This is a genomic window from Streptosporangium carneum (assembly GCF_027922005.1).
Taxonomy (GTDB): domain Bacteria; phylum Actinomycetota; class Actinomycetes; order Streptosporangiales; family Streptosporangiaceae; genus Streptosporangium; species Streptosporangium carneum.
The window spans coordinates 301,213-315,274 of record NZ_BSEV01000006.1; the positions used below are offsets into that span (position 1 = coordinate 301,213).

11 protein-coding genes and 1 pseudogene are annotated in these 14,062 nt (G+C 70.9%); 8 read left to right on the forward strand and 4 right to left on the reverse strand.

What is annotated here, in order from left to right; genetic code table 11:
- Positions 1 to 140 precede the first annotated feature (140 nt).
- Positions 141 to 1,094, reverse strand: a complete 954-nt coding sequence (locus tag PKF00_RS16590) for a heme o synthase (RefSeq protein WP_271218419.1) — start codon at positions 1,092 to 1,094, stop codon at positions 141 to 143.
- Between the two features lie 383 nt (positions 1,095 to 1,477).
- Between PKF00_RS16590 and tkt the strand changes: the two genes are divergently transcribed.
- The 6 genes from tkt (at position 1,478) to pgl (ending at position 9,880) form a co-directional block, all read left to right on the forward strand.
- The gene (tkt, locus tag PKF00_RS16595; protein WP_271218483.1) at positions 1,478 to 3,511 is read left to right on the forward strand and encodes a transketolase; all 2,034 of its coding nucleotides are present in this window, start codon (positions 1,478 to 1,480) and stop codon (positions 3,509 to 3,511) included.
- 2 nt (positions 3,512 to 3,513) lie between these two features.
- On the forward strand, positions 3,514 to 4,617 hold the full coding sequence (gene tal, locus PKF00_RS16600; RefSeq protein ID WP_271218420.1) for a transaldolase: 1,104 nt from the start codon (positions 3,514 to 3,516) through the stop codon (positions 4,615 to 4,617).
- A 5-nt stretch (positions 4,618 to 4,622) separates the two neighbouring features.
- Positions 4,623 to 6,251, forward strand: a complete 1,629-nt coding sequence (locus PKF00_RS16605) for a phosphoglucose isomerase-related protein (protein WP_271218421.1) — start codon at positions 4,623 to 4,625, stop codon at positions 6,249 to 6,251.
- Positions 6,252 to 7,955 (forward strand): glucose-6-phosphate dehydrogenase, encoded by a 1,704-nt coding sequence (zwf, locus tag PKF00_RS16610; protein ID WP_271218422.1) that lies wholly within the window; start codon positions 6,252 to 6,254, stop codon positions 7,953 to 7,955. It abuts the gene before it with no gap.
- The gene (locus PKF00_RS16615; RefSeq protein ID WP_271218423.1) at positions 7,956 to 8,867 is read left to right on the forward strand and encodes a glucose-6-phosphate dehydrogenase assembly protein OpcA; all 912 of its coding nucleotides are present in this window, start codon (positions 7,956 to 7,958) and stop codon (positions 8,865 to 8,867) included. It abuts the gene before it with no gap.
- Between the two features lie 239 nt (positions 8,868 to 9,106).
- Positions 9,107 to 9,880: a 6-phosphogluconolactonase gene (gene pgl, locus PKF00_RS16620; RefSeq protein ID WP_271218424.1), complete on the forward strand. Its 774-nt coding sequence runs from the start codon at positions 9,107 to 9,109 to the stop codon at positions 9,878 to 9,880.
- A 142-nt stretch (positions 9,881 to 10,022) separates the two neighbouring features.
- Here pgl and PKF00_RS16625 read toward each other — a convergent pair whose 3' ends face one another.
- Both PKF00_RS16625 and PKF00_RS16630 read right to left on the reverse strand, forming a co-directional pair.
- On the reverse strand, positions 10,023 to 11,252 hold the full coding sequence (locus PKF00_RS16625) for an MFS transporter (protein ID WP_271218425.1): 1,230 nt from the start codon (positions 11,250 to 11,252) through the stop codon (positions 10,023 to 10,025).
- Positions 11,249 to 11,515: a hypothetical protein gene (locus PKF00_RS16630; RefSeq protein WP_309298406.1), complete on the reverse strand. Its 267-nt coding sequence runs from the start codon at positions 11,513 to 11,515 to the stop codon at positions 11,249 to 11,251. Before PKF00_RS16630 ends, PKF00_RS16625 begins: the two co-directional genes overlap by 4 nt.
- A 112-nt stretch (positions 11,516 to 11,627) precedes the next feature.
- Between PKF00_RS16630 and PKF00_RS16635 the strand changes: the two genes are divergently transcribed.
- A complete protein-coding gene (locus PKF00_RS16635; RefSeq protein ID WP_271218426.1) occupies positions 11,628 to 12,227 on the forward strand; it encodes a helix-turn-helix domain-containing protein in 600 nt (199 codons plus the stop codon).
- Between the two features lie 61 nt (positions 12,228 to 12,288).
- Here the strand turns inward: PKF00_RS16635 and add are convergent, their stop codons facing one another.
- On the reverse strand, positions 12,289 to 13,299 hold the full coding sequence (add, locus tag PKF00_RS16640; RefSeq protein ID WP_271218427.1) for an adenosine deaminase: 1,011 nt from the start codon (positions 13,297 to 13,299) through the stop codon (positions 12,289 to 12,291).
- A 232-nt stretch (positions 13,300 to 13,531) separates the two neighbouring features.
- Between add and PKF00_RS16645 the strand changes: the two are divergent.
- Positions 13,532 to 13,957, forward strand: a pseudogene (locus PKF00_RS16645) (Clp protease N-terminal domain-containing protein); the annotation flags it as partial.
- Positions 13,958 to 14,062: the final 105 nt, after the last annotated feature.

Sequence of the window (14,062 nt, forward strand, 5' to 3'; positions counted from 1 at the left end):
TCCGCCGGTGACGGCTCACCGGGGCGTCGCGGGGCCGCCCCAAGGGGTTCCGGCGGGCGCGAGGGGTGCCTGCCCGACGTTCCTGCGGGCAGGAGGCGCACGGGCCCGGCGGGCGGAGCGCGTGGCGGCTCCGACGGGCCTCAGACGAGCATGGAGTCGACGGCGACGGCGAGGAAGAGCAGCGCCAGGTAGGCGTTCGACCAGTGGAAGAAGCGCATCGGGCGCAGGTCGACGCCGGTCTTGCCCGCGTTGACCCGGCCCAGGAGGCGGTAGACCTCCCACAGGCAGGCGCCGCCGAGGACGGCCGCCACGACGGGGTAGAGCAGCGTGGTCCCGGCGATCGGCCACAGCAGCAGCGAGCACAGCACGGTCGCCCAGGTGTAGGCGAGGCTCTCCAGCACCACGCGGCGCTCGGTCGCCACCACGGGGAGCATCGGGACCTTCGCCGCCGCGTAGTCCTCCTTGTAGCGCATGGCCAGGGTCCAGGTGTGCGGGGGCGTCCAGAAGAACACCACGCCGAAGAGCACCACGGGGGCCCAGTCGAGGCTGCCGGTGACGCCCGCCCAGCCGATGAGCACCGGCATGCAGCCCGCGATGCCGCCCCACACCACGTTCTGGGAGGTCCGCCGCTTGAGGATCATCGAGTAGACGAGCACGTAGAAGAGGTTCGCGGCCAGCGACAGGCCGGCCGCGAGCCAATTCACCGTCAACCCGAGGCCAAGAGTCGACAACACGCCGAGGATGACGCCGAAGATCAGAGCGTTGGCCGGCGGGACCTGATCGCGGGCCAGCGGGCGGCGGCGGGTCCTGCGCATCGCGGCGTCGATGTCGCGGTCGATGTAGCAGTTCAGCGCGTTGGCGCTGCCTGCGGAGAGGGTGCCGAACACCAGCGTGCAGACGGCGATCCACAGCGGGGGCAGGCCTTTGGCGGCCAGGAACATCACCGGCAGCGTCGTGATCAGCAGCAGCTCGATGATCCGCGGCTTGGTGAGGGCGACATAGGCCTTCACGACGTCGCCGAACGAGCGCGGCACGGTGATCGCGGTCGCTTCCGTCGCGGACGGGGCCGTCGATTGCTTGTCGGTCAGCACCATTAAGGCGCTTCCAGCACGTGCGGGGTCAACGCGTAACCTCTGATTAGAGCGAATCCGTGGATGCGGGCACCAGCCAGCCTTGAGCACTCAACTGTAGTTGTTGGGGTGGCCGGTTCCGGCATGGGGTGGGGAAGCGGCGTGATGTGACGCCTTCAAGGGGGTTATGTCCGGACTGTTCCGACTCCCATGGAGTCGCCCGGCTCAGCCTGCGCAACGGTAGCGAGGCCGAACCGTTAGGGTCCGGTGTGGGCGGGAAAAGCCAAACCGGCGCCACCATCACACGACTAGATCCGGAGATCGAGCAGTTGAGCAGCGAACTCGTGCCAGCCCTTGAGTGGAGCGACCTGGACCGTAAGGCGGTCGACGTCGTCCGGGCCCTGGCGATGGACGCGGTAGAGAAGGCGGGGTCGGGCCACCCCGGCACCGCGATGAGCCTGGCTCCCGCCGCCTATCTGCTTTTTCAGCGGATGATGCGACACGATCCCTCCGACCCCTCCTGGGCGGGCCGGGATCGCTTCGTCCTCTCGGCCGGGCACTCCAGTCTGACCCTGTACATCCAGCTGTTCCTGTCGGGGTACGGCCTGTCCCTCGACGACCTGAAGAGCCTGCGCCAGTGGGACAGCCTGACACCCGGGCACCCCGAGCACGGCCACACCGTCGGCGTCGAGACCACCACCGGCCCGCTGGGGCAGGGCATCGGCAACGCCGTCGGCATGGCCATGGCCGCCCGCCGCGAGCGCGGCCTGTTCGACCCCGACGCCGCCCCCGGCGCCAGCCCGTTCGACCACACGATCTGGTGCATCGCCTCCGAGGGCGACATCGAGGAGGGCGTCAGCCACGAGGTCAGCGCCATCGCGGGTCACCAGAAGCTCGGCAACCTGGTCGTCGTCTTCGACAGCAACCACATCTCCATCGAGGACGACACCCAGATCGCGCTGAGCGAGGACATCGTCAAGCGCTACGAGGCGTACGGCTGGCACGTCCAGACCGTCGACTGGACGGCGGGCGGCGAGTACTCCGAGGACGTCGAGGCGCTGCACCAGGCCCTCGAGGCCGCCCGCGCCGAGAGCGACAGGCCCTCCTTCATCCGCCTGCGCACCATCATCGGCTGGCCCGCGCCCAACAAGCAGAACACCGGCAAGGCCCACGGCTCCGCCCTGGGCGCCGACGAGGTCTCCGCGACCAAGACGGTCATGGGCCAGGACCCCGCCAAGAGCTTCGACGTCCCCGACGACGTGCTGGAGCACGCCCGCGCCGTGGTCGAGCGGGGCCGGGCCGCCCGCGCCGAGTGGGACAAGGCCTTCGCCAACTGGCGCGAGGCCAACCCGGAGCGCGCCGCGGAGTTCGACCGCATCTCCGAGCGGCTGCTGCCCGCGGGGTGGACCGAGGCGCTTCCCGCCTTCGAGGTCGGCGCCTCCGTGGCCACCCGCAAGGCCTCCGGCGAGGTGCTCAACAGCCTGGCGCCGGTGCTGCCCGAGCTGTGGGGCGGCTCGGCCGACCTGGCCGAGTCGAACAACACCACGATGAAGGGTGAGCCGTCCTTCATCCCCGAGGAGTACCAGACCAAGGAGTTCCCCGGGAACCGCTACGGCCGCACGCTGCACTTCGGCATCCGCGAGCACGGCATGGGGTCCATCCTCAACGGCATCGCGCTGCACGGCGGCACCCGCCCCTACGGTGGCACGTTCCTGGTCTTCAGCGACTACATGCGCCCCGCCGTACGGCTCGCGGCGCTGATGAAGCTCCCGGTCATCTACGTGTGGACCCACGACTCCATCGGCCTGGGCGAGGACGGCCCGACCCACCAGCCGGTCGAGCACCTGTGGGCGCTGCGCGCCATCCCCGGCCTCGACGTCGTCCGCCCCGCGGACGCCAACGAGACCGCCGCCGCGTGGCGGGCCGTGATCGAGCACAACGACCGCCCAGCCGCGCTGGCGCTGACCCGGCAGAACCTCCCGGTCTACGAGGGCACGGGCGACGCGGCGAAGGTCGCCCGCGGCGCCTACGTCCTGCAGGACGCCTCGAACGGGCAGCCCGCCGTCATCCTGATCGGCACCGGCTCCGAGGTCGAGCTGGCCGTGGGGGCCCGCAAGCTCCTCGAGGAGCAGGGCATCCCGGCCCGGGTCGTGTCGATGCCGTGCGTCGAGTGGTTCCACGCACAGGACGCCGCCTACCGGCAGACCGTGCTGCCCTCGACGGTCCGCGCGCGCGTCGCCGTCGAGGCGGGAATCGGACTGGGCTGGCGGGAGTTCGTGGGAGATGAAGGGGAAGTGGTCAGCCTGGAGCACTTCGGCGCTTCGGCCCCCTACAAGACCCTTTACGAGCAGTTCGGCCTCACCGCCGAGCGAGTGGCAGCCGCCGCCAAGGCGAGCCTCGCCCGGACCGGGGCCGACAAGGGCGAGACGACGGGAAACTGATCATGAGTGAGATCCTGAAGAGCCTATCTGACCAGGGCGTCTCCATCTGGCTTGACGACATCAGCCGCGAGCGTCTGCGCACCGGCAACCTGGAGTCGCTGATCCGCGACAAGCACGTGGTCGGCGTCACCTCCAACCCGACGATCTTCGCCTCCGCGCTGAGCAAGGGCGACGCCTACGACACCCAGCTGCACGACCTGGCCGTTCGGGGGGTGGAGGTCGAGGAGGCGGTGCGCGCCATCACCACCTACGACATCCGCTGGGCCGCCGACGTGCTCAGGCCGGTCTACGACGCCACCGGCGGCGCGGACGGCCGGGTCTCGATCGAGGTCGACCCGCGCCTGGCCAGGAGCACCGACAAGACCGTCGCCGAGGCGCGCGCGCTGTGGTGGATGGTCGATCGGCCCAACCTGTTCATCAAGATCCCCGCGACCGTCGAGGGCCTGCCCGCGATCACGCAGGCGATCTCGGAGGGCATCAGCGTCAACGTCACGCTGATCTTCTCCCTCGAGCGCTACCGCGCGGTCATGGACGCCTGGCTGACCGGCCTGGAGCGGGCGAAGGCCAACGGCCTGAACCTGGCCGGCATCGAGTCGGTCGCCTCCTTCTTCGTCAGCCGGGTGGACACCGAGATCGACAAGCGCCTGGACAAGCTCGGCACGCCCGAGGCCAAGGCGCTCAAGGGCAAGGCGGCGGTCGCCAACGCCCGCCTGGCCTTCGCCGCCTACGAGGACGTGGTCAACTCGCCGCGCTGGCAGGCCCTGAAGGCCGCCGGGGCGCGTCCGCAGCGTCCGCTGTGGGCCTCGACCGGCACCAAGGACCCCAGCTACCCCGACACCCTCTACGTCGACGAGCTGGTCACCGCGGGCACGGTCAACACGCTGCCGGAGAAGACCCTCGACGCGGCGGCGGACCACGGCCGCGTCACCGGCGACACGATCCGCCCCTTCTACGAGGACGCCTGGAACGCCATGGCCGCCCTCAAGGAGATCGGCATCGACTACGACGACGTGGTCCGGGTCCTGGAGGAGGAGGGCGTGGAGAAGTTCGAGGCGTCCTGGAACGAACTACTGGCCACCGTCTCCGCCGAGCTCCGGAAGGCGTGAACCACATGTCGGTTTCCGTAACGTTCGGCGAGGACAACCTGGCCGAGCAGGCTTCGGAGACGGCCGGCCGGCTCGTCTCCGAAGGGGTTCACGAGGCTCTCGCCAACGGCGACCCCACCCTGTGGGGCCCCGAGGCCGAGCCCGAGGCGGCGATCCGTCTCGGCTGGCTCACCCTCCCGCTGACCAGCAGGGAGCTGCTCCCGGAGATCGGCAAACTGGTCGAGCGAGCCCGTGCCGAAGGCCTGGACCACGTGGTCCTGGCCGGCATGGGCGGCTCCTCGCTCGCCCCCGAGGTCATCACCACGACCGCCGACGTGCCGTTGACGGTGCTCGACACGACCGACCCCGGCCAGGTGCTCCGCGCGCTGCGGGACCGCCTCGACCGCACGATCCTGGTGGTCGCCAGCAAGAGCGGCGGCACGGTCGAGACCGACAGCCACCGGCGGATCTACGAGAAGGCCTTCCGCGACGCGGGGATCGACCCGGCGGAGCGGATCGTCGTGGTCACCGACCCGGGGTCGCCGCTGGAGCAGACCGCGCTCGAGGCCGGTTACCCGGTCATCCTGGCCGACCCCAACGTCGGCGGCCGCTACAGCGCCCTGTCGGCGTTCGGCCTGGTGCCCAGCGCGCTGGCCGGGGCCGACGTGCGGCAGCTGCTCGACGACGCCGCCGCCGTGCAGCCGCTGCTGGCGCAGGCCGAGGGCAACCCCGGCCTGGACCTGGGCGCCGTCCTCGGCGCCGCCGCGGCCGCGGGGCGCGACAAGCTCGTGCTCGAGGACGGCCTCTCCGAGATCAACGGGCTGCCCGACTGGATCGAGCAGCTGGTCGCCGAGTCCACCGGCAAGTCCGGCAAGGGCATCCTGCCGGTCGTCGGCGCGGAGCCGGGCGAGGCGGAGGACGAGCTGGTCGTCGGGATCGACTCCGACGGCGTGGTCACCGTCAGCGGCCCGCTGGGGGCGCAGTTCCTCGTGTGGGAGTACGCCACCGCCGTCGCGGGCCGCGTCCTGGGCATCGACCCCTTCAACCAGCCGAACGTGGCCGAGTCCAAGGAGAACACCGGCAAGCTGCTGGACCTGGCGGAGCTGCCCGTCGGCACGCCGATCCTGGTCGACGGGCCGGTCGAGGTGTACGGCGAGCTGCCCGGCGGGCATGACGCCAAGGACCTGTCCGACGTGTTCACCCGGCTGCTCGAGGCCGTCCCCTCCGACGGCTATCTCGCGATCATGGCGTACCTCGACAGGGAGGCAGCCTTCGACGCCCCCCACGCCGAGGGCGCCTCGTTCGAGGAGATGACCGACGCGTGGAGCGCGGCCGACCCGGCCACGCTGCGCGCGCAGCTGGCGGTGCGCACCGAGCGGCCGATCACCTTCGGGTGGGGCCCCCGGTTCCTGCACTCCACCGGCCAGTACCACAAGGGCGGGCCGCAGAACGGCGTGTTCCTGCAGATCACCGGAGTCGTCGAGGAGGACGTCGAGGTTCCCGGCAGGCCGTACACCCTGGGCCGTCTGCAGCTGGCGCAGGCTCTGGGAGACCTGGGCGCGCTGGCCAGCCGAGGCCGCCCCGCCGTGCGGCTGCACCTGACCGATCGCGCCGCCGGGGTCGCACGTCTGCTCGAGGCAGCGCGGGAGGTCTGAATGAGCGACAAGCAGTCCGAGGCTCAGCCCCTCGACGCGCACGCCGTCGAGCCGGGCTCAGACGGCGTGCACGACGGGAAGGGCGGGGCGCTCGGCGAGAAGACGCGCCCCGCGACGGTGCACGGCGACGAGTCGACGGCCGCCGCCTCGGCCGCCGCGACCGTCGGCACCACCGAGGCGCTGGTCGAGTCCAACCCGCTGCGCGACCCTCGTGACAAGCGTCTGCCGCGCGTCGCGGGGCCGTGCGTGCTGGTGCTGTTCGGCGTGACGGGTGACCTCGCGCGCAAGAAGCTGCTGCCGGCGATCTACGACCTGGCGAACCGGGGGCTGCTGCCCCCCGGTTTCTCCCTGGTCGGCTTCGCCCGCCGCGACTGGAAGGACCAGGACTTCGCGCAGCTCACCCATGACGCCGTCAAGGAGCACGCGCGGACGCCGTTCCGCGAGGAGGTCTGGAAGCAGCTGGCCGAGGGCATCTTCTTCTGCCCCGGGGAGTTCACCGACGACGGCGCGTTCGACGCGCTGGCCATGATGCTCAAGGAGATCGACCAGACCCGGGGCACGGGCGGCAACTACGGCTTCTACCTGTCGGTGCCGCCGAAGTTCTTCCCGGTCGTGGTCGAGCAGCTCAAGCGCACCGGGCTGGCCAACGGTCCCGAGGGCGCCTGGCGCAGGGTCGTGATCGAAAAGCCCTTCGGGCACGACCTGCGGAGCGCCCAGGAGCTCAACGCGATCACCAGCGCGGTCTTCCCCGAGAGCTCGGTGTTCCGCATCGACCACTACCTGGGCAAGGAGACCGTCCAGAACATCCTGGCGCTGCGGTTCGCCAACAACCTGTTCGAGCCGATCTGGAACCGGGGGTACGTCGACCACGTCCAGATCACGATGGCCGAGGACATCGGCATCGGCGGCCGGGCGGGATACTACGACGGCATCGGCGCGGCTCGTGACGTGATCCAGAACCACCTGCTGCAGTTGCTGGCGCTGGTGGCGATGGAGGACCCGACGTCCTTCGGGGCCGACTCGTTGCGCAGGGAGAAGGAGAAGGTCCTCAAGGCGGTGCAGCTGCCGCCGGACCTCTCGCTGTCCACCGCCAGGGGCCGCTACGGGCCCGGCTGGCAGGGCGGCGAGCCGGTCGCGGGCTACACCCAGGAGGACGGCATCTCGCCGGACTCCATCACCGAGACCTACGCCGCGGTGAAGCTGGAGATCGCCAACCGCCGCTGGGCGGGGGTGCCGTTCTACCTTCGCACCGGCAAGCGGCTCAGCCGCAGGGTGACCGAGGTGGCCGTGATCTTCCAGCGCGCGCCGCACCTGCCCTTCAGCAAGGACGACACCGAGATCCTGGGCCAGAACGCCCTGGTCATCCGGGTCCAGCCGGACGAGGGCATCACGGTGCGCTTCGGTTCGAAGGTGCCCGGCACCGCCATGGAGGTCAGGGACGTCTCGATGGACTTCGCCTACGGCGAGTCGTTCATGGAGTCCTCTCCCGAGGCCTACGAGCGGCTGCTGCTGGACGTGCTGATCGGCGACCCGCCGCTCTTCCCGCACCAGCGCGAGGTCGAGCTGTCGTGGAAGATCCTCGACCCGATCGAGGAGTTCTGGACCACCCAGGGTGCGCCGGAGGAGTACCCCGCGGGCACGTGGGGCCCCTCCTCGGCCGACGAGATGATGGCCCGTGACGGGCGCGCGTGGAGGAGGCTGTAGATGACGAGCTTCATGCTCACCGGCACGACCGCGTCGAAGATCTCCTCCCAGCTCACCCAGCTGCGGCACCAGATGGGCACCCCCGCGGTCGGCATGGTGCTGACCCTGGTGGTGGTCTCCGACGAGAGCACCCAGTACGACGCGGTCAGGGCGGCGACCGAGGCGGCCAGGGAGCACCCCTCCCGGATACTGGTCGTCATCCCCCGCGACCCGAGGGAGCCGAACCGCCTCGACGCCGAGATCCGCTTCGGCGAGTCGACGCCGGGCGAGGTGATCCTGCTCCGTCTGTACGGCGAGCTCACCGAGCACGCCGACTCGGTGGTCGGGCCGCTGCTGCTGACCGACACCCCGGTGGTGGCCTGGTGGCCCGGCGACTGCCCCGAGGTGCCCGCCAAGGACCCCATCGGCCTGCTCGCCCTGCGCCGCATCGTCGACGCGCGTTCCGCGCCCGACTCGGTGAAGGCGATCACGGGCCGGTCGAAGGACTACCTCCCCGGTGACACCGACCTGGCCTGGACCCGGCTGACGACGTGGCGGAGCCTGCTGGCCGCCGCGTTCGACCAGCCGGTCGGCAAGGTCAAGAAGGGCGTCGTCGAGGCCGTGCCCGGCCACGCCAGCGCGGTGCTGCTGGCGGCCTGGCTGAGCGAGCGCCTGGGCGCGCCGGTGAAGGTGACCGAGTCCGACGGCCCCGGCCTGACCGCGGTCAAGCTGACCACCGCCGACGGCGACATCACCATCACCCGGGGCGACGGCCGCCTGGCCACGCTGTCGCGCCCCGGCCAGCCCGACCGCCAGGTCGCCCTCACCCGGCGTCCTACCTCGGAGCTGCTGGCCGAGGAGCTCCGCCGCCTGGACCCCGACGAGATCTACGAGGCGGCGATCCGGCGGATCTCCCGCGGCCACAAGTCCTGACCGCGCGAGGCGCCCCACGGTCCGCCGTGGGGCGCCTCGTCCGTCTTCGCCGAGAGGCCCGTTCGTCTTCACCGAGACTCGTTCGTTGCGAGACTCGTCCGTCGCCGAGGCCCGTCCAGGATTCTGGACGGGCCTCCTCGCCGGAAGTCCCATCGGAAGATCCAAAGATCCGCTGACGCGGTCGCCGCGCCGGAAGACGGTTGCGGGATCCGTCGAGAGTTCGTTGAGAGAGAAGTCCTGTGAGCGTTCCCACTGTGATCATCCATCGCGACGCAGACGTGCTCGCCAAAGCGGTCGCCGCCCGAGTGATCACCAGCCTCGTCGACGTCCAGTCGGGCAAGGGCTCGGCCTCCCTGGTGCTGACCGGCGGCACCGTCGGCATCGCCACCCTGGCCGAGATCGCGGCCACTCCCGCCCACGACGCGGTCGACTGGCGCAACCTGGACATCTGGTGGGGCGACGAGCGCTTCCTGCCGTCGGGCGACCCCGAGCGCAACGAGACCGGCGCCAGGCGGGCCCTCCTCGACCACGTCGACGTCGACCCCGCCCGCGTCCACGTGATGCGCGGTCCCGACTCGGGCATGACCGCGGAGGAGTCGGCCGAGGCCTACGCCGAGGAGCTCCGCCGGGCCGCGCGGCCCGAGGACCACGGACCCACGCCCTCGTTCGACGTCCTCATGCTCGGCATGGGCCCCGACGGCCATGTGGCGTCGCTGTTCCCCGGCATGCCCGCGCTCTACGACACGCGGCCCGTGGTCGCGGTGCACGGCTCGCCCAAGCCTCCGCCCACCCGGATCTCCCTGACGCTTCCGGTCATCCAGAGCGCGCGCGAGGTGTGGGTGATCGCGGCCGGTGAGGAGAAGGCGGGGGCCGTACGGCTGGCGCTGTCGGAGTCGGGGCAGATGCAGGTCCCGGCGGCGGGCGCCCGTGGCCGCCGGCGCACGCTGTTCCTGCTGGACCGGGCCGCCGCCTCCAAGATCCCCGCCTCCCTGGGCCGCATCTCCTCTCCCTGATTCCGCTTTCTCCGTCAGGCCCCGTGAACGGAAGATCCGTTCCCGGGGCTTTTCTCGTAAAGAACCGCCTTATGATTACCGCCACGGCGGCAGGGGCGGAGGGGAACAGGACCGGACGTGCCCTCGGGCGAAGACGCCGGGGTCAGCCCGGCGAACCCACCCCGTTCACCGTCGTCCGCGACCGGCGGCGAGAGATCGTCCGGTCAAGAAGGACGGCCGGCACGATGGCCGCCGCCAGGCCTGCGCCGATCCATGTGACGGAGACGATGCCCGCGCCCGCGTTCAGGGCGGCTCCGGCGAGCGCCGGAACAAGGCTGATGCCGAGCTGGAACGCGGAGACGGTGGTGGCTCCGGCGAGTGTCGGCGCCTGTGACGCGATGGCGAACACCCGCGCGTAGATGGCCGGGTTCAGCACGAATCCGGCGATCCCGAGGAGGAGAACGAGGGGAACGACGGCCAGCGCGTGCCGGGCTAGGACCGCGAGCAGGACAGAACAGGTCAGTATCCCGAGCGCTCCGATCAGGAGTGCCCGAGAGGGCCGCCGGTCGGCGATCCTGCCCCCGATGGACAGACCGATGAGGGCACCGACGCCGAACAGCGCGAGGACCGCGGGAATCCAGACGTCGGGAACACCGGTGATGCCGGCCAGGAACGCCGCGAGGTAGTTGAACGAGATCATGTAGGCGGCGGTGCTCAGAATGGTCGCGGCGTAGACGACCCACAGTTGCGGTCGCCGCATGGTGCGAAGCTCACGCCGTACACTGGGCTCCCCGTCCGCGCTCGTCGCCGGCATCGCGAGCAGGCTCAAGATCGCACCGGCGACGGTCAGGGCGACCACACCCCAGAATCCACCCCGCCATCCGATGAAATAGCTGATCAACGCGCCTGCCGGGCCACCGGCGATCATCGCGAGGCTGAGGCCGCTGACGACGACCCCGGAGGCGCGTGCGGTCCGATCGGGCGTGACGAGGCTGATCGCGGTGACCGCCGCGACCGCCCAGTACCCCGCGTAGGCGAGGCCGCAGACGAAGCGGGTGACCAGGAGCACCACGTAACCGTCGGTCAGAAGGCCGATCGTCACCGAGGCGGCGAAGACGGCCTGGGTGGTCACCAGCGTGGTCCGTCGCCGCCAGCGCAGCGTCATGATGGCGAAGGGAGGCCCGCCGATCACGACGCCGACGGCGAATGCCGAGATCAGCGCACCGGCGGAGGACAGACTGATCCGCAGGTCGTCGGCGATCTCCGGCAGGACCCCCGCCAGCAGGAACTCCGCGCTGCCCATCGCGAACAGGCTGAACGCGAGCAGGTAGACGCCGAGCGGCAGTCTCCCCCGGGAGACCGGCACCCGCCGCTGCGCGGTTTCCGTGCTCACCGGCCATCACCCCGCACCACGGCGGCGACGCGGCGCTGTTCGACGGCGCGGTCGACGCCCATCTCCGCCAGGGCGATGTCGACGGCGGAGGCGGGCGCGTTGCCCGGCTCGCCGACGTCTGTCATCACCACCTGGCGGCGGGCCCGCGCGGGAAACAGGTGGGCGTCCAGCCCTGCCGCTCCGGTACCGGCCACCACGTCGTAGGCCCCGTCACCGGCGGCGCGCGGTGCGCCGCCGTCCGGGGCGTTCATCGCCTTGATCATGGCGATCACCTCCGTGCCCGATGGTGTGCGCCCCGGCGGGGAACCGACAATTTCCGTTGCTGATTCCGGGACGCAGGTGCTGATTCCGGGACGCGGGAGGTGAAATGAGGAGATGAATGATCAGTCCCCGATCGCCGCCACGCTGGCCCAGGTCGGCCCCCGTCTCAAGCACATCCGCACCCGGCGCGGCATGGCCCTGTCGGCGCTGGCCGAGGCCACCCGCATATCCAAGAGCACCCTGTCGAGGCTGGAGACGGGCCAGCGCCGCCCGAGCCTGGAACTCCTGCTGCCCATCGCGCAGGCCCACCAGCTCCCGCTGGACGAGCTGGTCGGGGCGCCGGAGGTCGGCGATCCACGGATCCGCTGTAAACCCCGCGTCCGCAACGGCCGCACGGTGATCCCTCTGACCGTCCACCCGGGACCCCTGCAGGCGTGGAAGTCGATCGTCCCGGCCGGGCAGAACCGGCCCGAACCGGTCACGCACGAGGGTTACGAGTGGCTGTACGTCCTGTCCGGGCGCCTGCGGCTCATCGTGGCCGACCACGACCTGATCATGGGACCGGGCGAGGCCGCCGAGTTCGACACCCGCCTGCCGCACTGGTTCGGCCCCGCGGGTGAGTCCTCGGTGGAGATCCTCAACCTGTTCGGCCGCCAGGGTGAACGCATGCACACCCGCGCCAGGCCACGCCCCCGCCAGGAGCCCGCGTCCTGAGCCGTGTCCTGGTCCGCGTCCACACCTGTATCCGCCTGCGTGCCCGCAGCCCGGAAGGTGGTCAGGTCAGCGCGTCGATCTCGGTGAGGATGCGCCGCTTGCCCGCCGGGTCCAGGTAGGAGGCGTTGACGGCGTTGCGGGCCAGTGCGGCGAGCGCCTCCCGGTCGAGGTCGAGGGAATGGGCGGCGACGCGGTACTCCCCGCTGAGGGTGGTGGCGAACATCGGCGGGTCGTCGCTGTTCAGCGTGACGAACAGGCCCTCCTTCAGCAGCCGGGGCAGCGGGTGCTCCTCGATCACGGCGACCTGGCCCGTGCACACGTTGGAGGTGGGGCAGACCTCCAGGGGGATCTGGGTCTCGCGGAGGTGGGCGACCAGGCGGGGGTCGTCCAGGCAGGCGATGCCGTGGCCGATCCGTTCGGCGCCGTAGCCGTCGAGAACCTCCCAGATGGTCTCGGGTCCGGTCATCTCCCCGGCGTGCGGGACGCTGTGCAGTCCGGCGGCGGTGGCGGCCCTGAAGGCGTCGCGGTAGACGTCGCGGTGCTTCAGGCGCTCCTGCTCGATCCCGCCGATGCCGAAACCTACCAAAGCATGGGGAGGTTCTTCGAGTGCGTGGTCCAGGGTCACCCGAGCCGCCTCCTCCCCGTACTCGCCCGCGATGTCGAAGACGTAGGCGACCTGGACCCCGTGCTCGTCGAGGGACCGCGCCGCGGCCAGGTCGAGCGCCTCGGTGACCGCCCGCATGGGCATGCCCGCGACGTGGTGGCCGTACGGCGTGACCGTCAGCTCGACGTAACGCGCGTTCTGCGCGGCGAGGTCCCCGGCCAGCCCCGTCACCAGGGTCGCCACGTCCTCGGGGTCGCGGACCAGGGAGTTGACCGCCAGGTAGACCTCCGCGAAGTGCGGGAAGTCGCGGAAGGCGTAGAAGGCCCGCAGTTCCTCCTCCGTGGTGGGCACGGGGCCGCCGGGGTGGCGGCGGGCGAGCTCCAGGACCGTGGGGACGGAGGCGGAGCCGATCAGGTGGACGTGGAGCTCGACCTTGGGAAGCGCGTCTATGAAGGCGTCGATCGTCATGCGGCGACCCTACGCAGGCCGTACCGGCGGGCGATAGACATCGCCTGCTAATCTCACGGAGAAATGTCAGATTCTACAGAAGGCGTCGCGTCGGCGTGGCGCCCCAGCGGGAAGAGCGGTCGAACACGCGTCGCCGGACGAAGAGGATTTCGCACCGGCATCTCCTCCCCTTTCACCGGCAACCTGTCGCATAGTGGGTACAAGCACCTCGATCCCCTCACGGAGGCCTCCCGTGTTCGAGCGCTTCACCGACCGCGCCCGCCGCGTCGTGGTTCTGGCCCAGGAAGAGGCACTGCGGCTCGGTCACGGCCACATCGGCACCGAGCACCTGCTTCTCGGCCTGGTCGGCGAGGAGGAGGGCGTCGCGGGCCGTGCCCTGCGGAGCTTCGGCATCGGCGGCGAACAGGTGCGCGCCGAAATCGAGGAGACCGTCGGCCGGGGTGACAGGGAGCCGGTCGGCCACATCCCGTTCACCCCGCGCGCCAAGAAGGTGCTGGAGCTGGCGCTGCGGGAGGCCCTGGGCCTGCACCACGCCTACATCGGCACCGAGCACATCCTGCTCGGCCTGATCCGGGAGGGCGAGGGGGTGGCGGCCCAGGTGCTCGTCAACCGGGGAGCGCACCTCGAGGCCGTGCGCGGCCAGGTGGTCGCGCTGCTCGGACGGCGCGACCTGGATCCCTCCCCGTTGACGAGCGACGAGAGGTTCCACATCGCGCTCTCGTACGTCGCGAAGCTGGACCGCCTCCAGGAGACCCTGGACCGG